Genomic DNA, 22,085 nt, shown 5'->3' with positions numbered 1-22,085 from the left:
AAAAAACCATCTGGAAATTAATCTCCAGATGGTTAAGCCATTTCTTAACTAAATGACATTGCTTCGCAAAGCTCTTTTCTTTTGCCCGGTCCCCATGACGGATTCCGGTTTTTATGTTAAAGTTAATTCGTTCAAAAAAAAATGGCGTCCTTGGAGGGATTCGAACCCCCGACCGTGCGCTTAGAAGGCGCATGCTCTATCCAACTGAGCTACAAGGACAACACGGATATTATAAACGATAAGTATTGAAATTTCAATGGGAATAGAGGAGAAAGATGATGAATCAAGAAGAACGAGATGGGTATCGGTTTATCGGTTGGTATATTGATCCCGAATGCACGAAGCGAATCAATCCGGGCGGCAAACTGCCAAGCGCGATCACGCTTTACGATAAGTGGGTCCCGATTCTCTACCCGATCCATTACGACTGCCATGGCGGGATCAATTCCCGTCGCAATCCTCGCTATGTGACGGTGGAAACCGGGTTGCTGCGCCTGTTTCCCGCCCGCAAGCGCGGGATGCGTTTTATCGGCTGGTGTCTGGATGGCGAGCGAATCGAATACTTGCCGCCCCACATCACCAAACCGCTGACACTGGAGGCAATGTTTTGCGAGCCAAGCCTCGTGCGCTTTGAAACCAACGGCGGCGGGCGCATCGCCGAGCGAACGACAACGGACAGCGGCCTGCTTGAACGGTTCCGGCCGCCAATGCGGCTTGGATACACGTTCGATGGATGGTACCTGGACGAGCGGCTCACGTTTCCGTTTGATTTCGACATGCCGCTCAACGAATCCATCACGTTGTACGCGAAATGGAAAATCACATTGTTTCGGATCACCTACCATTTGGATGGCGGGCTGGCCAGCCGAATGAATCCAAGATCGTACTCGTATTTTGACTTGGATATCGAGCTGCTGCCCGCCCGCAAAAAAGGATATCGCTTTTTAGGCTGGTTTGACGCCCGCGGCAACGCGCTGGACTGGATCCGGCACAATTCGATTGGCGACAAAGAATTGTTCGCCCGCTATGAGAAAGAGAGGGAATTTGAATGCACGCCCAAAATCCGCTAGGTTATGAACGCCTGGGCAAGCTGCTGGCCCGCTTTGCGGTTCCCAGCGTCATTTCGATGCTTGTCAGCGCCCTTTATAACATTGTCGATCAGATTTTTATCGGACAAGGCGTCGGGTATTTAGGGAACGCCGCGACCAACGTCGCCTTCCCGCTCACGACGATTTCCCTGGCGATCTCGCTGCTGATCGGAATTGGTTCCTCTTCCCGCTTTTCTTTGTATCTCGGTCAAAAGAGGCCGGAAAAAGTACGGGAAATCACCGGGAACGCCCTCTTTTTGATGATTGCCTGCGGTCTTGCGTACATGGGATTGATTTTGCTCTTCGTCCACGACTTGCTTTTTGCTTTTGGCGCGACCAGCGAAGTGTATCCGTACGCGGTCGCCTACACAAACATCACCGCGTTTGGCTTCCCGTTCCTGATTTTCACCAACGCGATGAGCGCGCTGATTCGCTCGGATGGCTCGCCAAATTACTCCATGGTGTGCATGGTTGTGGGCGCCATCATCAACATCGTCCTTGATCCGATTTTTATTTTCGTATTCCATCAAGGCGTGGCCGGCGCGGCGTGGGCGACGATTTTAGGGCAAATCATCTCGTGTTTTGTATGCTTTGCCTATATCCCCAAATTCAAGCACGTCGAAATCAAAGCGAAAGACATTCGGTTCTCGTGGCAAGCTACGCTGGAGGCGTTTTCGATTGGCGTGAGCAGCAGCGTGAATCAAATCGCGATTTTGTTCGTGCAAATCGTCATGAACAACTCCATGGTGCACTATGGCGCGCTCAGTCCCTACGGAGCGGAAATTCCGCTGGCGGCCGCGGGCGTCGTCATGAAAGTGAACGCGATCCTGTTCGCGTTCATGATCGGCTTGTCGCAAGGCCTTCAGCCGATTGTCGGCTTCAACTATGGCGCGAAAAAATACACGCGGGTGAAAAAGACGATGCTTCTCGCGCTCGCCAGCGCGCTGGTCATCGGCGCCCTGGGCTGGACGTTGTTCGAGTTCGCCCCGTATCCTGTGCTTTCGTTGTTTGGCTCCGAGAACGCGCTGTATATGGAATTCGCGGTGCATTTTATGAAAGTGTTCCTGCTACTGTCGTGCGTCAATGGCGTCCAAATCATTTCTTCCGGGTTTTTCTCGGCCATCGGCAAACCGCTCAAAGGCTTGTTCTTATCCATGATTCGACAAGTCATTCTTTTCATTCCTTTGGCCGTCCTTTTGCCGCTCTCCTTCGGGCTGGAAGGCATTTTATGGTCGGCGCCCGTGGCGGACACGATCAGTTTTGGCGTGGCGATCGTCTTGCTGGCGGTGGAATTCCACAAGTTGGACAACCTGCAAAAAGAAAACGACTAAATCGAAAAAAAGAGACAAACCGCGAATTGAAACGTTTGTCTCTTTTTAATGCTTAAAAACGGAAAAATCTTTTTTTCTGAACCGGTGGCTTTTCCTTGGACGCAACCCATTGCGACTCGAATACAAGCTCGGCCTCGGCTTGCGGACCTTCGAGCGTCAAAACGGCGTAGCTTGGCTCCTTGCCATCGCGCGGCGACCACGTCGAGCCCGGATTGACAAGCAGCACGCCATGAACCCGCTTGATCATGGAACAATGCGTATGCCCGAAACAAACAATGTCGCAATCGTTTTCCTGCGCCATCCGCACAAGATCCATCTCGCGGTTCATATAAGAGCAACGATGCGAATGCACGACAAGCAGCCGGTGCTCCCCGACCCGGATGACTTGCTGTTCCTTCATATTTCCCGCGGAAAAGAAATCGTTGTTTCCTCTGGCGAAGATCCAGTTATCAAACAAAGCCGGATTGTCTTCCAAATCGCCGCAATGCACATACAGGTCCGCGTCCGGATTCCAGCGCTCAATCTCGCTCACGAGATTCGATGTGCCGTGCGAGTCGGACACGACCACCACTTTGTATTTTTTTTGATCCATTACTGAAGTTCCTCCTCGAAGTCCATTTCCTCCATCGTCTTGTTTTCATCGACCATCGCCTTGGCGGTTTTTTGGCCGACATACCGAAGCAAATACGGTTGGTAATAATGGCCTGTCACCTCTTCTTTTCCTTGCGGATAGCGAACGACAAATCCATACCGCCACGCGTTGGCCCGCAACCAGGCCTGCGTTTCCAGTTCAGCTTCGCCAAGCTCTTCCTCCACCTTGGTGTAGTCGTAGTCGACAAACGCTTTGTTTTCGGCGACAAGCGTGTCCCAGCGTTGGGCGCCGGTCAGTGCCACCGTGTACCCGAGCTGCTGCTCGTTCTCTCCGCCGGACAACGCGAAACGGTCGACATACTCGCCATAGACGAGCGTCGCCCGCAAATACCGGTCCAGCACTTGCTCGTAATTCAAGTATCCGCTTTCCAAGCCGAGGGATTCATTTTCTCCCACGATTTTTTTATAGTCGTCCAGCATGGCTTTCAACCGTTGCGCCGCTTCGCTCTTGAGCGAGGTTCCTTCCAAATCGCTCAACCCATCCGGGACGTAACGGTATACCGACAAGTTTTCATTCAGTACCAAATATGGATACGCCGGATCCGGCGCGAGCTGCACATCTTCATGCAAAATCTGCTCGTTTTCATAAAACGACGTTAAATCGGCGTAAGAATAGTGCGACAAGTACCGCGTCAGCGTGTCCAGCGAAAAATTCGAGCGGTACTTGTTAATGAAATTGACAATATACGCCGCCGGCGCGTCCTGGGCTTTTTTCGCCCGCGCGTAAAACAGCGTATTGTAAATCGAAAAGTCCGGCTCGTTGATAAATTCAAGATATTGATCCGGTTTCAGCTGCTGCGTAATCATGTAGTCGATTTCCTTGGCATCCAAATGCGCCAAAATAACAGGTCTGTTTTGTTCGGTCACATAAGGATAGCGCGCCAGAGGATCGTACGTCTCGTTGATTTTGATCATACACGTGATCGCCACGCCGGCGCATACGCCAAGCAGCAACAGCCTTAAACCGAGTGTTTTCGAATCCACTTTCATAAGTCAAATTATAACGAATCACTCCGAAGGATGCAATCGGTCGAACAAACGACGTGCCACATCTTCGGGCACGACCCGGGCGAGCGCCTCCACATCCGCCTGCCGCAAGCTTTTCATCGACTTGAACGTCTTCATCAGCTCTTTTTTGCGTGTTTCGCCAATGCCGGGCACTTCGTCCAAAACCGACTTTGTCATCGACTTGCTGCGCAGCTTGCGATGGTACTCGATCGCGAACCGGTGCACTTCGTCCTGTAGTCTGGTAAGCATAAAAAACAACGGGTCCTCCTTGGACAGCGGCACTTCCTTCAAGTCTTCCAGCATCAAGGCCCTCGTCGCGTGCCGGTCGTCTTTTACGAGTCCCGCGATGGGAAAATCGAGCATCAAGTCGTCGCGAATCGACTTGGCGGCGTTGATTTGCGCCGCCCCGCCATCGACAATCAGCAAATCCGGCATGGGCTTGCCGTCTTTGAGCAGCCGGAAATACCGCCGGTAAACGACTTCTTTCATCGAGTCGATATCGGAACGGTACGTATCCAAATGATAATGGCGATACTGTGCCTTGTCCGGCCGGCCATCCTCGAACACGACTAAGCCCGACACGTTGTTCGAGCCCTGGATATGCGAATTGTCAAAGCTTTCAATCGTGTGGACTTCGCGCTGGACGATCCGGGACAAATGCTGCATGGCCATGTCGAGCTCTTTGTCTTTTTTGTACACGAGCTGGAATTTTTGATCGTGCGCCTCCTTGGCGTTTTGAATGACGAGATCCACCAGCTTCTTTTTCTCTCCGCGCTCAGGAACTTTCACCTTCACATCGAGCGCGTGCTCCAGCGCCTCCACATCGGTGCCTTTGGGAACGAGAATTTCCTTGGGCTTGGTGTTGTTGGCGTAGTACTGCACGATAAAGCTGACAAACGCCTCGTCTTTTTCCTCGTAAATCGGCGTGATGGAAAGCGTTCGCTCCAGCAGTTTTCCGTCGCGGATAAAGAAGCCGTAAAAGCTAATATAGCCTTTGTCTTCGTAATAACCAAACACGTCGCGGGCCGTCCGGTCCGAAAAATCAATCGACTGCTTTTCCTTGATGTGCTCGATATGCTGGATCTGGTCCCGCAGCTCCTTCGCGCGCTCGAATTGCAGCTCCTCGGCCGCGTTTTGCATTTTAAGGTGCAAATCGTCCAGCACAACATCCACATCGCCCTTTAAAAACCGGATGACTTCCGCGCGGATCTTGGCTACCTCTTTCGGATCGGTTTTTTTGACGCAAGGCGCCAGGCACTGATGCATGTGGTAATACAAACAAGCCTGCTTGCCAAGGGTCCGGCATTTGCGAATCGGAAAAATTTGATTGACGAGCTTCACCATTTCATAGGCGGCGCTGGAACTCGGATACGGGCCAAAGTAGCGGGATTTTTTATGATTCGGCTTTCGGGATATGCGCACGGAAAAATCCTGATCGCCGCTTACTTCGATGTATGGATACATTTTGTCGTCCATGAACATGATATTGAACGGAGGACGATGCTTTTTGATCAAGTTGATTTCCAGTAGCAGCGCCTCTTTTTCCGAACCCGTCACGATGTACTCAAAGTCGCGGATATGGGAAACCAGGCGGGTGGTTTTGTTGTTGTGGACCCCCGTAAAATACGAACGCACCCGGTTTTTCAGAACTTTCGCCTTGCCCACATACAAAATCTTCCCCTTCTCGTCTTTCATGATGTAACAGCCGGGTTGTTCCGGCAGCAAAGACAATTTATCCTGCAAATGTTTTGAAACCGCCATAACTCCTCTTTTCTTTTATTTCAACGTCACGATAGTCGCGCCCAGGCCGCCTTCGTTTGGGCCGGCCGATTCAAACGACTTCACGGTGTTGCGCTTGCGTAAATCGTCCCAAACGGCCTTTCGAAGCTTTCCCGTCCCCATGCCGTGAATGATGCGCACGCTAATCGCTTTGTGGACGATGGCCTGGTCCAAATACCGGTCCAGCGCGTTCAGCCCTTCCTCGACCCGCATGCCAATCAAGTTCAATTCCAGCGGAAACCGCTTCGTGACGCGCTCCAGCCTTGGCTTGGGCGCCGTTTTCGGCACGTTGGGACGCTTCATTTTCGTCAACACGTTCGTTTTGACGTTGACTTTCATTCCGTTGGTCAGCACCGTGGCTTGTTTTTTGCGAATCTCGAGAATTTCGCCATGGGCGTTCAGCGAATCAATGTGGACATAGTCGCCGACCGCAAACGTTTCTTTCGCGGCTTTTTCCTCTTTTTGTTCGGGCGCGAGATCGTTGATCGCGTGCAGCGACTCGATTTGTTCATGCACCTTGACTTCGGGATGGTTTTTCATTTTCGCCAAAATGGCTCTGGCTTCCTCGCGCTTCTCGTCCAGCATCGCCTCCAGCTCGTGTTCGTACTCCGCTTCCAGCGTTTCGCGCTTGCCGATCCATTTTTGTTTTTCGGCTTCCGCTTCTTTTTGAATGCGATGCGCGTTTTGAATGAGGACGTCGAAACGCTCTTGTTTTTTCATGACTTCCTTTTGCTCGATTTCCAGCCGCTCCAGCGCCTTTTGCGACTCCTTCATGTTTTCCTCTTTCAGCGTCCGGGCATGCGCGATGATCGCCGGCTCCAGCTGAAGCTGCGAAGCGATCGCGAACGCGAATGATCCGCCCGAAATGCCCGGCAAGTACCGGTACGTCGGCCGCAGCGTTTCCACGTCGAATTCCACGCTGGAAACAAGCGTGTGCAAATCGGCCTTGCCAAACTCCTTCACCTGATCGTAATGCGTCGACGTCACAATGGTCGACTGGCAGTCAATCAAATACGCTAAAATCGCGGAAGCCAGACTCGCGCCTTCCAGCGGATCGGTTCCATTGCCGATTTCATCCAGCAAAATAAACGTATGCTCGTTGGCCGCCTGGCAAATCCGGGCGATTTTGGACATATGGGACGAAAAAGTAGACAAGTTGTTTTCAATCGACTGGTCGTCACCGATGTCAAACCACATCGACGTGTACCACGGCAGCATCGCGTCGTGCGCCAAAACCGGAAAGCCGGCGTGCGCGAGCACGACAAACAAGCCGATCGTCTTTAGCGTGACGGTCTTTCCGCCCATATTCGGGCCTGAAATCATTAAGCAAAACTGGTCTTTTTGACTGGCGTACGTGTTGGCGACGACTTTTTGCTCGTCAATCAGTGGATGGCGGGCATGCGCGAAACGAAACGAATGATCCCGGGTTTGGAACTTTGGAACGCACCCGTCGTACCGGTTCGCCCATTTGGCGCGCGCCATCACGGTGTCTAAAAACGTCATCGTTTCCAAATCGCTTCCAAGCGCGAGCGCGCTGGCCGCCACTTGCGCGGTCAACTCCCGGCAGATCCGGCGTTTTTCCTCTTCGATTTCCAAGGCGAGCGACTGGATCTTGTTGTTGCGCACCACGAACTCGCGCGGTTCCACATACGTGGCCATCCCGCTTTGACTCGTGCCATGGATCATGCCGCCAAAGCTGTTTTTTTCCGGCGTCTTCGCCAGCACGCAAAGGCGGCCCTGGATCGTGGTCGTCGTCGTGTCCATGAGCCGCGTCGCGTGCTGCTTCGTATAGCCGCGGGCGAACACGCTTAAATCCGCTTTCGCCTGACGCAGCGCCTGCGTCCGGCCATACAGCGTCGGCGTGGCATCTTCCTTGATGTCGCCGCCCAGGTCAATCATCGCCTCGATTTTCTTTCGAAGCTTGTCGCAAGGATCCATGGTCGCCGCGTACTCGGCAAGCCTTGGCTCCCGCTCTTCCTCAAACGCCTGGACGGCCCGGCGGACGGCGGACAAGAAAAGCGCGATGGCGTTGAGCTCGCCAGGCAGTAAAACGATGGATTTCGATGCCGAGTCAAGAAATGGCTCGATATCCGTGACACCACCCATGGAAAGATCCTTCCCGAGCCGGACGTATTCCATTCCTTCCTGGACAAAGTCCAGCTGCTCCCGGGCGAGCTGGACGGTTTCGAGCGGCATGGCGTTTCGGATCATCGCCACGGAACGCGAAAACGCCGCATATCCGGCAATTTGCTCCAAAACGGCCGCGTAGTCGATGGACCGATCCATTTGTTTTTTAAACCCCGATCGCTTGTCGGACATATGTTTCTACCTCCTTGAAATATGGATACACGATCGAAGACTCTGGCTGGATCGTGCCAACTGAAAAAAAAGAAAGCGCGTAAAAAACGAGCGCGTAAACGATATAAATTCGCACCAGCCCCAGCAAAACGCCAAGGATCCGGTCAAAAAGCGAAAGGATCCCTTGCCGCCGCGGCAGAAGCAGCGCCTGCACCATCGCGAGCGCGAGACGAATCAAACAAAAAACAATAAAAGAAGCCTGAAAAGCAATCGTTCCACGAACGACAAAATATCCGGTGAGCGCCAGCGACAAAAGCAGGCAGATGACATCGCACAACGGCCGAATAAACCCTTTGCGCCACGCCCCGATCAAGACTGCCGCCCCAAACACAAGCAGCGCCAAATCAATTTCATGTATGGACATACATCCATTCTAATCATTTCATCATAGTCTGTAAAGTTTTCCGGGATAGTGTATACTATGGTCATGCCTTCTATCACAAAAACGATGACCAAAGCGCAAATCGAAGCGCTGCGCGAGCGAATCGAGCCCCAGGCTCTTTCCGTCACCCGCCCCCCGTATACTTACTTTCAAATGAAACTCCCGTCTTTGACCATTACCGCCTACCAATCCGGCAAGGTCGTTTACCAGGGACAGGATGTGTCGTTTCTGGAACCATCCGAATCCTCCCGCGACGAGGAAACCTTTCCGCAGGCGGGAAGCGACGAAGTCGGAACCGGCGACTATTTCGGCCCTGTCGTGGTGGCCGCCTGCATTGTCAGCGCCCAGGCCGCGCCACGTTTACGGGCGCTAGGCATTCAGGATTCCAAGCAAATGGACGACACCCGGATTCGCGCCATCGCGCCCGAGGTAAAATCGCTTTGCCCTTATTCGCTGATGATCGTCAGCAATCCGAAATACAACGCCATTCACGCGCGCCACAACATGAACGCCATCAAAAGCCTGCTGCACAATCAGGCGTACTTGAACTTAATGGACAAAGGCCACGAGCTTCCCGCCCTTTGCGTCGTGGATCAGTTCGCCAAGCCGGCGGTTTACTACCGCCACCTGGAAGGACAGCCGCGCGTGGTGCGCAACTTGACGTTCGAAACAAAAGCTGAAAACAAGTACCTCGCCGTCGCTTGCGCGAGCGTCCTTGCCCGCGCGGCTTTTTTGGACTATTTTGACAAAATGGCCGCGAAATACGATTTTCCTTTTGAAAAAGGCGCGGGACCGAAAGTTGATCAATGCGGGCGCCGCTTCGTGGAGCGCTATGGATTCGAAAAGCTTGGCGAAGTCGCGAAAATGCACTTTAAAAACACAGAAAAGATCAGGAGCTGACTTCCTGATCTTTTTTGACGGGTTCCACATTCACCTTTAAGGCGTACGGCAGCCGGACAAGCTCGACTTGCGCATCTTTGAACATTTTCTTGCTTGCGACGTTGTTGGGTGTGCCGTCGTACTTGTCGTCTTCGTACACGACTTTCGAGATTCCCGACTGGATGATCGCCTTGGCGCACTCGTTGCACGGAAACAGCGACACATACAGCGTGCATCCTTTTAAATTTTGGATGCTGTTGAGAATCGCGTTCAACTCGGCATGCACGACGTACGGATACTTCGTGTCCAAATATTCGCCTTCCCGCTCCCAGGAATACACGTCGTCGTCGCACCCCATCGGGAATCCGTTGTAACCTAGGCCGACGATCCGTTTTTCCGGATTGACGATGCAGGCGCCGACCCGCGTGTTTGGATCTTTGCTGCGTAACGCGCTCAAGTGGGCGACCGCCATGAAATACTGGTCCCAGCTCAACACATCGTCGCGTTTCATTCGATTTCCCCGCTTTCCAGCTTGTGGAGCACTTCTTTGAAAATAGGCGGCTCTTCGGCTTCGAACCGCATTTTTTCACCTGTACGTGGATGGATGAATTCCAATGCGTACGCGTGCAGCAGCTGTCCATCGGTTTTTAACGTTTTGCGCGGCCCGTATTTGGGATCGCCAACGATTGGATGGTCGATATACTGCATGTGGACGCGGATTTGATGCGTCCGGCCGGTTTCCAGCGTGCATTGGATGTAGGCGTAGTTTTTAAAGTTTTCGAGTACCTCGAAATGCGTGATGGCCTCTTTCGAGTTTTTCGCGGTCACCGTCATGTTTTGACGGTTGCGCTCGTCCCGTCCGATGGGCGCGTTCACCGTTCCAAACGTGTGGGAAAACGGATGATGGACAATGGCTTTGTATTGCCGGTGCGCCGTCTTGGAAGCGAGCTGTTCCGAAAGCGAGGCGTGCGCCAAGTCGTTTTTACAGACGACAAGCAAGCCGCTCGTATCTTTGTCGATGCGGTGCACGATGCCAGGACGCATGACGCCGTTGATCCCGCTTAAATCTTTGCAGTGGAACATCAGCGCGTTGACCAGCGTACCCGAATAATGGCCGGGCGCGGGATGCACCACCATGCCCCTTGGCTTGTTGATGACAAGAACGTCTTCGTCCTCGTACACGATATCCAGCGGAATATCCTCGGGTTTGACTTCGGTTTCTTCCATCGGGGCGCCCGAAACCGTAATTTGATCCCCGGCTTTTACTTTATAGGACGCTTTTTCCAAAACCCCGTTCACGCGTACGGCTTCGCCGTCAAGCAAATCACGCGCCCGTTTGCGGGAAATATCGAGCAATGAGCAAAGCGCCTTGTCCAGCCGCTCGTCCACGCCTTTTTCTTCCACTAAAATTGTTTGTTCTTCCATGATTTCTGCTCCTTATACTCATCGACAAGATAGACGATCACCAGCATCGCGAAGCCTACGCTAATGCAAATATCCGCGATATTGAACACGGGAAATCCCCAGCCGAAAAAATAAAAGCTGAAAAAATCCACGACATAGCCCAGCGCCATCCGGTCGATAAAGTTGCCGACGGCGCCCGCGAAAATGACAGTCAGGCAAAACTGGATCTTGCGATCCTTGGTGTGATAAAAATAATAGGCGATCGCCACCAGGGCGGCGATGGTCAAAACCGCGAAAAACGGTTTTCCATAGCCTTCGAAAATGCTGAAGCCCGCGCCCGTGTTTTGCACGTAGGTAATATAAAAAAAGTTCTTAATCACCTCAATCGACTCGTGCAGCTTCATGCGGCTCGCGATCGCGAATTTCGTGCACTGATCCAGCGCGACGAGCACGACAAGCAAAATGCCGGACGCGAGCGAAGCCTTTGTATGTTCCTTCATAAATTCCTCCTAAAATGGTTTGTTTTTCTGATGCAGGAACAACATCTTCACGAACAGCCACAGACTCATTCCAAACGCGATCAGAAATCCAAAAACGCCCAGCAGCGGAATGCCTAGCAGCTTTGGATGCATATTCGTCGTGCAAATGACGCTGGACCCCAGCAAAAGCGAGGCAATCAAAATACAAACGACGATTCGGTTGATCATTCGATCCAAATTGGCCAGCGGCACTTCGGATCCGAGTAAATTCAAATTGACTTTCAGCTGGCCCTTTTGAAGCGCCTCCATCAAGTGTTTCGCGTGAATCGGCAGCTCGATGGAATCCTCCCCGGCCTCCACCGCTTTGACGAGCATGGATTTCAGCTTCCGGTTCCAGTTGATATTCAGCAGTTCCATTTCATACGACGACAGCACTTGCATGATGTTCGTTTTTGGATCCAGCACGCGCATCGTTCCTTCAATCGTGATCAAGGAGCGCGCCAGCATGGAAATGCCTTTGGGCAGCATAATGGCGTATTGATGGCAAATGGCGAACATTTCCTGCACCATTTGCGGCAAATTGATGTCCGACAGCGACATATTGATGTACTTATTCATGAACCGGTCCATTTCCACGGTGAATTTGGCGTGGTCGATTTCCTTCTTGGATGTTCCCAGCGTCAAAATCGTTTCGACAAGCAGCGCGCTGTCCCGGTTGACGAGCGAGCGGACGCCCTGCTTCATCAAGTCGCGGTCCCGGGGCGTGAGTTCTCCCATCATGCCGAAGTCGATCCAGACGATTTTTCCTTCGTCGATCCGCAAGTTGCCGGCGTGCGGATCCGCGTGGAAAAAGCCCACATCAATGATTTGGTTGACGTAGTTGTACGCCAGCTTTTCGCAAATCTCGGAACGCGCGTACCCTTCTTTATCCAACGTCACGATGTCGTCGATTTCAATGCCGCCAATGTACTCCATGACGAGAACGTGGCTTGTCGTATAGGCGTCGACAATCGTTGGTGCGCCAATGTATTGCACATCCGCGTACATTTCTTTAAACCGTTTGGCGCTGGCGGCTTCATGCCGAAAATCCATCTCCTGCTGGGCGGTTGTCCAAAACTCGTCTACGACCGTGTCCATGTCGACAATCGAAGTCAGCGTTTCCGACAAATTCAGGATTTTGACCGCTTTGCGAATGAGTTCGACGTCTTCCTCCATTTCCTTGTAAATCCCCGGCCTTTGGACTTTGATCACGACTTTTCGTCCGTCTTTCAGCGTCGCGGCGTGCACTTGCGCGATGGAAGCCGAGCCGAGCGGAACCTCGTCAATCGTTTCGAAAATCTCGCTTGGCGCCTGGCGGTACTGGGATTCCAGCACTTCCAAAATCGTTTCGTACGGAAGCGGCGTGACGCTGGAGCGCAGCTTTACGAGTTCCTCGCAATACCGTTGGGAAAATACGTCTTGCCGGGTGGACATGATTTGTCCGATTTTGACATACGTCGGCCCAAGATCCTCTAAAATCAGCCGAAGCTTCACCGGATCCATTCCCTTTTGGATGTGATGCTTGCGCAAAATGGAAACGATTTGCTTGAAGCGTTTCCAGCTCGACCCTTGGTTTTTGGACGAGCTCATTGTTCTTCATCCTTGATCGTTCGGTGGAGCGGCTGGTTGAGGGAGGATTCCTTTTCCAGCGCGATGCGCAGGATCCGTCCGGACGCGTCCACGAGCTCGCGCGTAATCGCGATTTGTTTTTTTAAAATGGTTTCTATCGTTGTTTTATTTCCTTTACACATGGACTTATTGTACCACTTCTTTCGCTTTTTTCGCCACCACAAACCTGTGTTTGCCTCCCATAGGAAAAAACCTCGATTCATCGAGGTTTAATCGGTAAATTTATCGTAAAATTCCATACTTTCCAGCACGGATGTGTCCGCGATTGGATTGTCGTCCAGACGAAGAGCCTCCAGCAGCTTCAAATCCTTGAGCGGCGACACGTCGGTGATGTAGTTGGCTTTCAAAGTCAGCGAGCGCAAGTACTTCAAGTCGGCCAGCGGCGTCAAATCGGTAATGGCGTTGTGGTCCAGACGCAAATACGATACGTATTCGAGATGCTTCAGCGGCTTCAAGTCGCGGATCACATTGTTGTAGAGGTCGATGATGCACAAATTCTCCAGGTCCTTCAATGGCGAGATGTCGTGCACGTCGTTGTTTTCCAGCGACAGGATCGCCAGATTTTTCATATCTTTCAAACACTCGATGTCGCGGACCTGATTGCGTCCAATGTTGAGTTCGACGATGTTTTTATCGTGCTTGAGCACTTCGATGTCCGTGATCCGGTTCGTGAACAAATCCAGGCTTTCCAGTTTGTGCGCGTCTTTGAGAAAGTCGATGTTCGTCAGCTGGCAAAACTCGGCTTTCAGGGTTTCCAGATTTTTCACGTTGTAAAACTTGTCGACGTCGTGCAAATCGTTTTTCGACACGTTCAGGGCGCATAGCTTCTTCATGTGGTTGAGCAGCGGCAAATCGTGGAATCCGGTTTGCTCCATGGACAGCTCCTCCATCTTTGGCAGGTTTTTCAAGAAATCAAAGCTGTCCGGCGTATTGTAGTTCATGTTCAGCTTGCGCAGCGAAGGGAACTGCTCGAGAATCGTATAGTCTTTTAAGTACGGACAATTCGACACATTGAGCTCCTTCAGGTCTTTCATCGCCAGCAGCGGGGAAATATCGCTCATTAAATTCGTCGCCAGATTCAAGCTTTCCAAATGGGACAAATACGTTAAATCGTCAATGTTGAAACGGCGCATTCCGGACATGTCCAGCTTTTTCAAGTCTTTCAGCGTTCCCAGCAAAGAATAGTTGAATGGTCCGTTTTCGGTGTTGATATTGAGCTGCTGCAGCTTTTTGCAGTGGATGATGTATTCGAGCGAGTCGATCTTGGCCCGTTTCAGGTCAAGCACTTCCAGGTGCAGCATTCCCGCGATGCTCGAAATATCCATCGTGTACAAATTATTTCTGGAAATGTTGAGTTTTTTCAGCTGGCGGAACCCGTGCAGCGCCTGAATGTCCCGCAGCTGGTTGCTCGACACGTCGAGCGTCAGCACGTTGCGAAGATCGCGTATCGGCTCAAGCGACTGAATCGAGTTTCCCGACGCATCCAGATATTCCAGGTTTTCCGCGTATTCCAAACCTTCCAGCGATTTGATTTCCATATCCGGAACTTCCAGATGAATGAGCCCGGTCATCATTTCGGGGGTGAGCTCTTCCGGTGTCGTTCGAAGATTGCGCGCCACGGCATCACGCAGGGCTTCATCTTTGATGAACATAAAAAATATACCTCCTGTATTGTTTGTTGCTTCTATTATAAAGCTTTTTTTTGGCGATTGCATTCTTATGTCATGCGATGTTGGTTTTTTCGAATTTATGCTATACTTTTCTTGTTATTAGCGTCTGATTGTGTTTTTCCACCTATAACATTTCTCCAACGATTTTTAAAATTTGTTTGACTCTATGTTATAGAAAACGTATAATTAACATAGGGATAGCCTTATCATCCAAAAAAGCAGTCGGTATTGTTGACGTGCCGCGCCTGCTTTGCGGACCGATCGAGGCACGTCCAGGGGGTTATACTATGAACACAGGTAAAGTAAAATGGTTTAATGCTGAAAAAGGGTATGGATTCATTACCGGCGAAGACGGAAAAGACATTTTCGTTCATTACTCTTCGATCAACGCGGATGGATACAAAACTCTCGAAGAAGGTCAGACCGTTACTTACGACGTGGTTGAAAGCAACCGCGGACAGCAGGCCAGCAAGGTCACTGTAGTTAGCACGACTGCGTAAGCGACGAACGATCAATATCAGCAGTCAACAGGCGCATGGATTCACTTCATGCGCTTTTTCTTATCAGAAGGAGAAGAGAACAAGGATGGAACGTTACAACAAAGTCAAAGACCACGTTTACGGCACGTATCACAAAATAAACAACGAGCTTTTACGCACCGCGGCTTTTCTGCATACGAACAGTGTCGACAACTGCATTACCCTGCTCGCCATATCCCGGAACCTGCCCGTCGAGCTGGCGAAGATCGCGGCGCTGCTGCACGATTTCGCCCAGTACGCCCAAAACTGCCCCCACAAAGACCACGCCCGGCTGTCTTCGCTGTACGCCCACCAGTATTTGGAGCAGTCCGGCTTGTTCAAGATGCGCGAAATCGACGAAATCGGCTATATGATCGGCCAGCATTCCTACAAAAACCATATTGACTCGCCGATGTGCGAGCTGCTCAAGGACGCCGACGTGCTCGCCCGTTTTCTGGAGGATCCCTACCAGACGTTTTCCGGCGCGAAAAAAGAGCGCCTGCTCAATGCATGCGCTGATTTAAACTAATTCATAAATTCATGAAACGTGACATAATGCAGTTCGACTTTCGGGTCGAGCTGCTTTTTGATTTGCGCGAACGCCTTTTCGAACCCTTCCGGATCAAACACGATCCAGTCGATGTAGGAAAAGCTTTTTCCCATCGCGCCGCCAATGACCTTGCCTAAATTGAGCTTGGACATCGAAGCGTCCAGCTGTTTGGAAAGTTCCTGCCGAAACAGCGCGTTGTCCTTTCCCGCGAAAGGATTGGCGTAATACATGTATCCGTACTCGCCTTCTTTGGCTTTCAAGTCGAGCAGGACGTCGTTTTTTTCGCCCAGCGTTTCTTCCACAAGCATCGGATGGGTGGTAAAGATGATTTTCATATCCTTGCGCAGCGCGTCGTGGGCAAAATCCTGATTAGGCTCGTAAATCGAGTAAATATCAAGAGGCGAGTCGTACTCTTTCCAATGGTCCTTTTCAACGGTTTGCGCGATCAAGTTGTAAAAATCGACGAGGTTGCAGAAGTTTTTCGAATCTTCCGGTGCCGTCAGCGGCTCCACGCGGTCAATGTACGCTTCGTAATCCGTCTGCCCAATCGCCAGCTCCAGCAAATACATGCTCATTTCTTTTGTGTACTCGTCGTTTTCAATGAGCTGGTAGCCCGGGCAGTACACCCGGGTGCTAAACGTTTGCGTTTCCGGATGGACTTCGTAAAACACCAGAAAATCGACGAGGGTGTACGTTTCGTCCTTGATTTGCACGGCCGCCTCGATCGCCTTTTGCGAGAGTGGCTGCAAAACCGCGTTAATGCGCCATGACGCTTTGACGTTGTCCGGCGCCATCATTTTGATGCGCTGGGCGATGTACTGGCTTGTTTTGTTGGGACCGGGGTCGATCGTCATCTCAAAGTCCTCGCTGACGTCCTCGACGAAAAAACTGCATCCGCTAATCGCGTTGACTTCCTCGTTCAGTCCTCCCACGATTTCATTGATCCGTTCATAATTTTTATCTTTGAGCGCCTGTTCGAGATTGGATTGCTCGTCTTCGAACCGCTCCCAGAATTTTCGAATATTTGTGATCACACTCATACTTGTTCTCCAGTTTCTTTTTTTGATTATCTCATGATTTTTCCCATTCGTCAGCTCATTCGATAGTTCTCGATTCCGTGACGATCACATCCATCGGTACATCGTAAAGACTGGGCTGATAATCGTAAACTTCCTGGTCGTCGAACGCGACACCGATTTTTAACCCCTCAAAGGTTTTTAAATACCGGTCGTAATATCCTTTTCCGTATCCAATGCGGTACTTTCCGTCGAAGGCGACCATCGGCACGACGATGACGTCGATTTGCGCGCTCAAAACGACAGCCTCGCTCTCTGGCTCCAAAACGCCAAACGCGCCCTTTTTGAAATGGACGGGCGGCAAAAACACCATCCTGGTCGCGCTTACCACTTTTGGCACAAAATCAATCCAGGGACCAAACACATTGGCTTCCCCTCGGATCGGCATATAGCCGGCGGTCTGTTTCCCTTTTAAAAAAGGCAACAGCCTTTCAACGATTGCCTTTTCTTTTTCTGCTCGATTCGCGACTTGAAGCCGCCTTTCGATGAGCGCTTTTCTATCCAATGGAGTCGCTCATATCCAGTTTGAGCAGCTGATTGAGTTCGACCGCGTACTCCATCGGCAGCTCTTTTGTGAATGGTTCCAAAAAGCCCATGACGATCATTTCTGTCGCTTTCGCCTTCGTCAAGCCTCGCGACATCAAATAAAACAACTGTTCTTCGGAAATGTTCGACACGGTCGCCTCGTGTTCGATTTGACTCGTTTTGGAGAACGATTTATTCAGCGGGATCGTATCCGAGCGGGACTGGTCGTCAAGAATCAGCGTGTCGCATTCCACTTTGCTTTTGGAGTACTCCGCGTTTTTGGCCTGGACGACCCAGCCGCGGTAGTTCACTTCCCCGCCGTTGCGCGCGACGGATTTCGAAATGATATTGCTTGAGGTGTGCGGCGCCAGATGAATCATCTTGGCCCCCGCGTCCTGCTGCTGTCCTTTGCCGGCGACCGCGATGGAGATGCACGTTCCTTTGGCGTACGGCTCGGCTAAAATACACGCCGGGTATTTCATGTTGATCAAACTGCCGATATTTCCATCAATCCATTCCATATGGGCGTTCTCGTACACTTTCGCCCGCTTCGTCACAAGGTTGATAATGTTGTTGGACCAGTTTTGCACGGTGGAATACCGGCATGTGGCGTTTTTGTGGACAAAGATTTCGACAACCGCCGCATGCAGCGAGTCTTTGGAGTACGTCGGCGCGGTGCACCCTTCCACGTAATGCACGTCGGCCCCTTCGTCGACGATGATGAGCGTCCGCTCGAACTGTCCCATTTGCATCGAGTTGATGCGGAAATACGATTGAAGCGGTTTATCGAGCTTTACGCCTTTAGGGACGTAAATAAACGAGCCGCCCGACCACACGGCCGTGTTGAGCGCGGCGTACTTGTTGTCGGAATACGGAACCAGCTTGCCAAAGTATTCTTTCACGAGCTCCGGATGCTCCCGAAGCGCGGAATCGGTATCCAGAAAGATGACGCCCTTTTCCTCGACTTCGGCCAGCATGTTGTGATAAACGACTTCGGATTCGTATTGGGTTGAAACGCCGGCCAGAAATTTTTGTTCCGCTTCCGGGATGCCGAGTCGTTCGAATGTGTCGCGAATCGTTTCCGGCACTTCATCCCACGATTTTTCCTGCTTGTCGCTTGGTTTGATGTAATACGTGTAGTCGTCAAAGTCGATGCCGGAAAGATCCGGTCCCCAGCTTGGGTTTTTTAATTCACGAAACGCGTGGTACGCTTTCAAACGGATGTCGAGCATCCACTGCGGTTCTTTTTTGATTTTCGAGATCTCGCGAATCGTTTCCTCTGTCAATCCTTTGTTGGTTTTGAAAACGGAAACGTCCCGATCGTGAAAACCGTACTCGTATTCGGAGGATCCGGGAATCTCTTTGTGATCAGCCATTGTTTTCCTCCTTTTTTTCTTCGTCGATGAGCGCCTGCAGCGCGTTCCAGCCAATCGTCGCGCACTTGATGCGGTTGGCTTGGCGGCCGACGTTTTGGAAAGCGACGGCCTCGTCGAGCAAGTCTTCGTCGTACTCTTTTTCATCGACCATCGCCATGTAGTTGTCGATGATTTTCTGGGCTTCTTCGATAGTTTTGTCCTTCACAAGATCGGACATGATGTCGGTCGCCGAAGTGGAGATCGCGCAGGCGACGCCGTCAAACGCCACGTCCTCGATCGTTCCATCTTTGAATTTGGCTTGCACGGTGATATCGTCGATACACGAGTCGCTCGCCATATGTTTGGATTTATATTGTGGATCCTCTACAAGCGGATGCTTGTTTCTCGGATATTGATAATGGTCCATAATGATATCCCGGAGCATCGCTCCGTCGATACTTGTTGCCATACCATTTCCTCCTTTCAATTAAAAGAATATATCAAGACATGTCTCGAAGGAGGCATCCTTCAAGGCTTCGACCAGTTTGTCGATGTCCTCGAATGTGTTGTAAAAATAGACGCTCGCCCGGCAGGTTCCCGGCACTTTGAGCACTTCGCCCAATAGCTTGGCGCAATGCTCTCCACTGCGGACCGCAATGCCTCGCGTGTTCAAAAAGCTGGCCACGTCTTGCGGAAAAATAAGCTTTCCCTGGTCGTACACGTTGAACGTGATGATTCCGCTTTCCGCTTCGGCGTTGTAGACTTTCACTTTTTCTACATCTTTGATTTTTTCCAAAAAATGATGTTTGAGCGCCAGCTCGTAGCGGTGAATGTTTTCCTTGCCGAGCTCGTTGATGTATTTCATGGCGGCCGCCATGCCCAGCGCCCCCTCGATTGGCTGCGTTCCGCTCTCGTATTTGAGCGGCGTCTTTTTCAACGACACTTTTCCGCATTTGTTGAAGCGGGCGTTCGATTCCCCGCCAAAGAAAACCGGCGTCAGCTCTTCGAGCAAGTCGAATTTTCCATAGAGCACGCCAATGCCTGTCGGGCCGCACATTTTGTGGGCCGAGAAGCAGAAAAAGTCGACATCGAGATCTTGCACATCGACTGGCAAATGCGCGATGGATTGGGCGCCGTCCACGACGACTTTGACGCCGTGCTCGTGGGCGATTCGAACAATGTCCTTGATTGGCGCCTCGTAGCCGAGAACGTTGGACACTTGCGCGAGCGCGACGACTTTCACCTTGTCGTGGAGCGCTTTTTTGAAGTTGTCCACAGTCACTCTTCCCTGCTCGTCCAGCGGAATGTATTCGACTTTAATGTTTTTCGATTTTCCGGCTTCGAGCCAAGGCAGCACGCTGGACGCGTGCTCCGCGACGGTCGACAACACGACGTCGTTTTCATGAAGCCAGGTGTTCGTGATCGTCATCGCTAAAATATTGAGGCTTTCCGTCGTGCCGGATGTAAAAACGATTTCCTCATCGCGGCGGGCGTGAATGAATTCTTTCGTGAGTTTTCGAGCGTTTTCGTAAGCAAAATCAACCTGGGCGCTCATTTCGTAGTCCCCGCGATGGGCGTTAGCGCCTAAATATGTATAGTAGTTCACGACTGTGTCAATCATCGACTTCGGTTTAAGCGTCGTCGCGCTGTTATCCAAATACACAAGCGGATGATCGCACATCTTTCGCTTTAAAATCGGGAAATCTTCCCGGATTTCGTAAATTTTATCCTTGATGTCCATAGACGCCCACCTTTCTTTCCATGTCCTCGCGGACTTGCTCGCGCAGCGTTTCGTCTTCGATCTTGCGAATCGTCGGCATGAAATAGCCAACGCTCAACAAGCCGAGCGCCATTTCTTTGCTGAGGCCGCGCGACTGCAAGTAGTACAGCTGTGCTTCGTCGGGCTCGCCGATCGTGAGTGCGTGCGAGGCTTTGACTTCGTTTTCATCAATGAGAAGCAGCGGAATGACTTTGGCTGCATGGTCTTTGCCCAAAGTCAGCACCCGGGTTTCCTGATGGGACGCGGACTCCTTGGCTTTTTTTTCGATATTGCCATTGGCGACCATTTCGTATTTTGCGTGGTCGAACAAGACGGCGAAATTGTGCATGTGGCCGCTTGTGTAGGCCGCCTCGTGGCGAATTTCGATGTTGCCTTTTTTCATTCCGTCACGGACGAGCTGGGAGGTGGTGTTGTCGATCGAGGCGCCTTCCTGAAAAAGGCGGACATACTCGTCGAACGTCACTTCCTGCTCTTCCAAATCGAGAAAGGAGAACTCGACGTGCGCGTTGGCGTGAATCAAGCCGCGCATGTCGATATGGAGCGGCGCTTTCGCCAGGTTGCGGATAAAAAGCTTTAAAGTCGAGCTTTCCATCACATCCAGTTCAAATCGAAGCGTCCCGCCTTCTACGACGTCGACCATCGACTCGCCTTTCGAGCGCGGCGAAACGACGATTTTGAAATCCTCTTTGATTTCAAGCCGGTCCTGGAAGACGTCTTCGTAAATCCGTTCCATCATATTTACCGGCTCCTTTTGGCGCCGCAGCTTCCCAACGAGATCGGTCTTTCTTTTTCTTTTTCATGATGCGCTTTGACGTGGTATTCCTGCTCGATCCAGTCGTACCCTTCGCGGTCGATGCGGTCGATGAGTTCCGTTCCGCCGGATACGACGATTCGGCCGTCGACCAGCACATGCGCGTGCGTAGGCTTCAAGTAGTCCAGGAACCGGGCGTAGTGGGAAACAATGATCATGCCCATGTCGGTTTCTTTCTGGCACTGGTCGATCGCGTCGGCCACGATGCGCAGCGCATCGACGTCAAGACCCGAGTCGATTTCATCGAGCATGGCGAGCGTTGGCTTGAGCAGCATCATCTGCACGATTTCGTTGCGCTTTTTCTCTCCGCCGGAGAAGCCGTCGTTGAGGAAGCGGTGCGCCAGATCCGGCTTCATATGAAGCTCTTTGATCGCGCGGTCCATTTCCTTGATAAATTTGAACAGGGAGATTGGCTTTTCACTGCGCGCGTTCATCGCGGTGCGCAGAAAGTCCGAGTTGGTCACGCCCGGGACTTCGCTTGGATACTGCATCCCCAAAAAGATACCAAGCCGGCTTCGTTCGTCAACCGGCATCGCAAGGACATCCTTGCCATCGTATGTGACCGTGCCTTCCGTCACGGTAAATTTCGGATTGCCCATGATCGCGGCCAGCAGCGTGCTTTTTCCGTTGCCGTTCGGCCCCATCAGAGCGTGTCGTTCGTTGGCATCAATTTCCAAATCGACGCCTTTTAATATTTCTTTCTCTTCCACTTTGACGTGTAGGTTTTTAATTACTAATTTCGGCATATCGATACCTCTTTTCATAGCTTCAAT

Annotated in this window: 23 protein-coding genes and 1 tRNA gene; 5 read left to right on the top strand and 19 right to left on the bottom strand. The window is 51.6% G+C overall.

Features of this window, described 5'->3' with window-relative positions; all coding sequences use genetic code 11:
* Positions 1–142: 142 nt before the first annotated feature.
* Positions 143–219, bottom strand: a tRNA-Arg gene (locus ABNS49_RS10650).
* A 59-nt stretch (positions 220–278) separates the two neighbouring features.
* Between ABNS49_RS10650 and ABNS49_RS10645 the strand changes: the two genes are divergently transcribed.
* Entirely contained in the window at positions 279–1,070 is a 792-nt protein-coding gene (locus ABNS49_RS10645; protein WP_168353510.1) for an InlB B-repeat-containing protein, read from the top strand.
* Positions 1,049–2,419, top strand: coding sequence for an MATE family efflux transporter (locus tag ABNS49_RS10640; protein WP_135979377.1), 1,371 nt, complete (start codon positions 1,049–1,051; stop codon positions 2,417–2,419). The genes ABNS49_RS10645 and ABNS49_RS10640 overlap by 22 nt, the downstream gene beginning before the upstream one ends.
* A 52-nt stretch (positions 2,420–2,471) precedes the next feature.
* Here ABNS49_RS10640 and ABNS49_RS10635 read toward each other — a convergent pair whose 3' ends face one another.
* The 5 genes from ABNS49_RS10635 to ABNS49_RS10615 are packed head-to-tail and all read right to left on the bottom strand — an operon-like array spanning position 2,472 to position 8,579.
* On the bottom strand, positions 2,472–3,011 hold the full coding sequence (locus tag ABNS49_RS10635) for a metallophosphoesterase (RefSeq protein WP_135979378.1): 540 nt from the start codon (positions 3,009–3,011) through the stop codon (positions 2,472–2,474).
* Entirely contained in the window at positions 3,011–4,060 is a 1,050-nt protein-coding gene (locus tag ABNS49_RS10630; protein ID WP_277820735.1) for a M15 family metallopeptidase, read from the bottom strand. The genes ABNS49_RS10635 and ABNS49_RS10630 overlap by 1 nt, the downstream gene beginning before the upstream one ends.
* Before the next feature lie 18 nt (positions 4,061–4,078).
* Positions 4,079–5,839, bottom strand: a complete 1,761-nt coding sequence (uvrC, locus tag ABNS49_RS10625) for an excinuclease ABC subunit UvrC (protein ID WP_135979379.1) — start codon at positions 5,837–5,839, stop codon at positions 4,079–4,081.
* Positions 5,840–5,854: 15 nt separating this feature from the next.
* Positions 5,855–8,176: a Smr/MutS family protein gene (locus ABNS49_RS10620; protein ID WP_135979380.1), complete on the bottom strand. Its 2,322-nt coding sequence runs from the start codon at positions 8,174–8,176 to the stop codon at positions 5,855–5,857.
* Positions 8,151–8,579 (bottom strand): CvpA family protein, encoded by a 429-nt coding sequence (locus ABNS49_RS10615; protein ID WP_135979381.1) that lies wholly within the window; start codon positions 8,577–8,579, stop codon positions 8,151–8,153. Before ABNS49_RS10615 ends, ABNS49_RS10620 begins: the two co-directional genes overlap by 26 nt.
* A gap of 63 nt (positions 8,580–8,642) precedes the next feature.
* On the opposite strand from ABNS49_RS10615, the gene rnhC reads away from it, so the two are divergent.
* On the top strand, positions 8,643–9,497 hold the full coding sequence (gene rnhC / locus ABNS49_RS10610; protein WP_135979382.1) for a ribonuclease HIII: 855 nt from the start codon (positions 8,643–8,645) through the stop codon (positions 9,495–9,497).
* Here rnhC and ABNS49_RS10605 read toward each other — a convergent pair.
* The 6 genes from ABNS49_RS10605 to ABNS49_RS10580 all read right to left on the bottom strand — a co-directional run bounded on the left by ABNS49_RS10605 (position 9,487) and on the right by ABNS49_RS10580 (position 14,679).
* Positions 9,487–9,987: a dCMP deaminase family protein gene (locus ABNS49_RS10605; RefSeq protein WP_135979383.1), complete on the bottom strand. Its 501-nt coding sequence runs from the start codon at positions 9,985–9,987 to the stop codon at positions 9,487–9,489. The two genes, rnhC and ABNS49_RS10605, sit on opposite strands and share 11 nt — an antisense overlap.
* Positions 9,984–10,901 carry an RluA family pseudouridine synthase gene (locus tag ABNS49_RS10600; protein WP_135979384.1) on the bottom strand — a complete coding sequence of 306 codons (918 nt, stop codon included), beginning with the start codon at positions 10,899–10,901 and terminating at the stop codon, positions 9,984–9,986. Before ABNS49_RS10600 ends, ABNS49_RS10605 begins: the two co-directional genes overlap by 4 nt.
* Positions 10,880–11,380, bottom strand: a complete 501-nt coding sequence (lspA, locus tag ABNS49_RS10595; protein WP_135979385.1) for a signal peptidase II — start codon at positions 11,378–11,380, stop codon at positions 10,880–10,882. The genes ABNS49_RS10600 and lspA overlap by 22 nt, the downstream gene beginning before the upstream one ends.
* Positions 11,381–11,389: 9 nt before the next feature.
* Positions 11,390–12,988, bottom strand: a complete 1,599-nt coding sequence (locus ABNS49_RS10590; protein WP_288342917.1) for a lipopolysaccharide core heptose(II) kinase RfaY — start codon at positions 12,986–12,988, stop codon at positions 11,390–11,392.
* Positions 12,985–13,149, bottom strand: a complete 165-nt coding sequence (locus ABNS49_RS10585; protein ID WP_168353511.1) for a hypothetical protein — start codon at positions 13,147–13,149, stop codon at positions 12,985–12,987. Before ABNS49_RS10585 ends, ABNS49_RS10590 begins: the two co-directional genes overlap by 4 nt.
* Positions 13,150–13,236: 87 nt before the next feature.
* Positions 13,237–14,679: a leucine-rich repeat domain-containing protein gene (locus tag ABNS49_RS10580; RefSeq protein WP_135979387.1), complete on the bottom strand. Its 1,443-nt coding sequence runs from the start codon at positions 14,677–14,679 to the stop codon at positions 13,237–13,239.
* A 305-nt stretch (positions 14,680–14,984) separates the two neighbouring features.
* Between ABNS49_RS10580 and ABNS49_RS10575 the strand changes: the two genes are divergently transcribed.
* Both ABNS49_RS10575 and ABNS49_RS10570 read left to right on the top strand, forming a co-directional pair.
* A complete protein-coding gene (locus ABNS49_RS10575) occupies positions 14,985–15,197 on the top strand; it encodes a cold shock domain-containing protein (RefSeq protein WP_135979388.1) in 213 nt (70 codons plus the stop codon).
* An 85-nt stretch (positions 15,198–15,282) separates the two neighbouring features.
* Positions 15,283–15,744, top strand: a complete 462-nt coding sequence (locus ABNS49_RS10570) for an HD domain-containing protein (protein WP_135979389.1) — start codon at positions 15,283–15,285, stop codon at positions 15,742–15,744.
* Here the strand turns inward: ABNS49_RS10570 and ABNS49_RS10565 are convergent.
* The 7 genes from ABNS49_RS10565 to sufC are packed head-to-tail and all read right to left on the bottom strand — an operon-like array spanning position 15,741 to position 22,058.
* Positions 15,741–16,805 (bottom strand): hypothetical protein, encoded by a 1,065-nt coding sequence (locus tag ABNS49_RS10565; RefSeq protein ID WP_135979390.1) that lies wholly within the window; start codon positions 16,803–16,805, stop codon positions 15,741–15,743. The genes ABNS49_RS10570 and ABNS49_RS10565 overlap by 4 nt on opposite strands.
* Before the next feature lie 55 nt (positions 16,806–16,860).
* Positions 16,861–17,346 (bottom strand): 5-formyltetrahydrofolate cyclo-ligase, encoded by a 486-nt coding sequence (locus ABNS49_RS10560; RefSeq protein WP_135979391.1) that lies wholly within the window; start codon positions 17,344–17,346, stop codon positions 16,861–16,863.
* On the bottom strand, positions 17,339–18,742 hold the full coding sequence (gene sufB / locus ABNS49_RS10555) for a Fe-S cluster assembly protein SufB (protein WP_288342912.1): 1,404 nt from the start codon (positions 18,740–18,742) through the stop codon (positions 17,339–17,341). Before sufB ends, ABNS49_RS10560 begins: the two co-directional genes overlap by 8 nt.
* The gene (gene sufU / locus ABNS49_RS10550) at positions 18,735–19,190 is read right to left on the bottom strand and encodes a Fe-S cluster assembly sulfur transfer protein SufU (RefSeq protein ID WP_135979393.1); all 456 of its coding nucleotides are present in this window, start codon (positions 19,188–19,190) and stop codon (positions 18,735–18,737) included. The genes sufB and sufU overlap by 8 nt, the downstream gene beginning before the upstream one ends.
* 18 nt (positions 19,191–19,208) lie before the next feature.
* Complete coding sequence (locus ABNS49_RS10545; protein ID WP_135979394.1) at positions 19,209–20,462, bottom strand: aminotransferase class V-fold PLP-dependent enzyme; 1,254 nt, start codon at positions 20,460–20,462, stop codon at positions 19,209–19,211.
* On the bottom strand, positions 20,446–21,237 hold the full coding sequence (locus tag ABNS49_RS10540; protein WP_348688184.1) for a SufD family Fe-S cluster assembly protein: 792 nt from the start codon (positions 21,235–21,237) through the stop codon (positions 20,446–20,448). Before ABNS49_RS10540 ends, ABNS49_RS10545 begins: the two co-directional genes overlap by 17 nt.
* Positions 21,238–21,239: 2 nt before the next feature.
* Positions 21,240–22,058: a Fe-S cluster assembly ATPase SufC gene (sufC, locus tag ABNS49_RS10535; protein WP_135979396.1), complete on the bottom strand. Its 819-nt coding sequence runs from the start codon at positions 22,056–22,058 to the stop codon at positions 21,240–21,242.
* Positions 22,059–22,085: the final 27 nt, after the last annotated feature.

Origin of the sequence: uncultured Dubosiella sp. (assembly GCF_964018005.1) — a bacterium.
GTDB classification, from domain to species: domain Bacteria; phylum Bacillota_I; class Bacilli_A; order Erysipelotrichales; family Erysipelotrichaceae; genus Dubosiella; species Dubosiella muris.
Note: the sequence above shows the minus strand (reverse complement) of the source record. Positions and strands in the feature narration are given on the sequence as shown.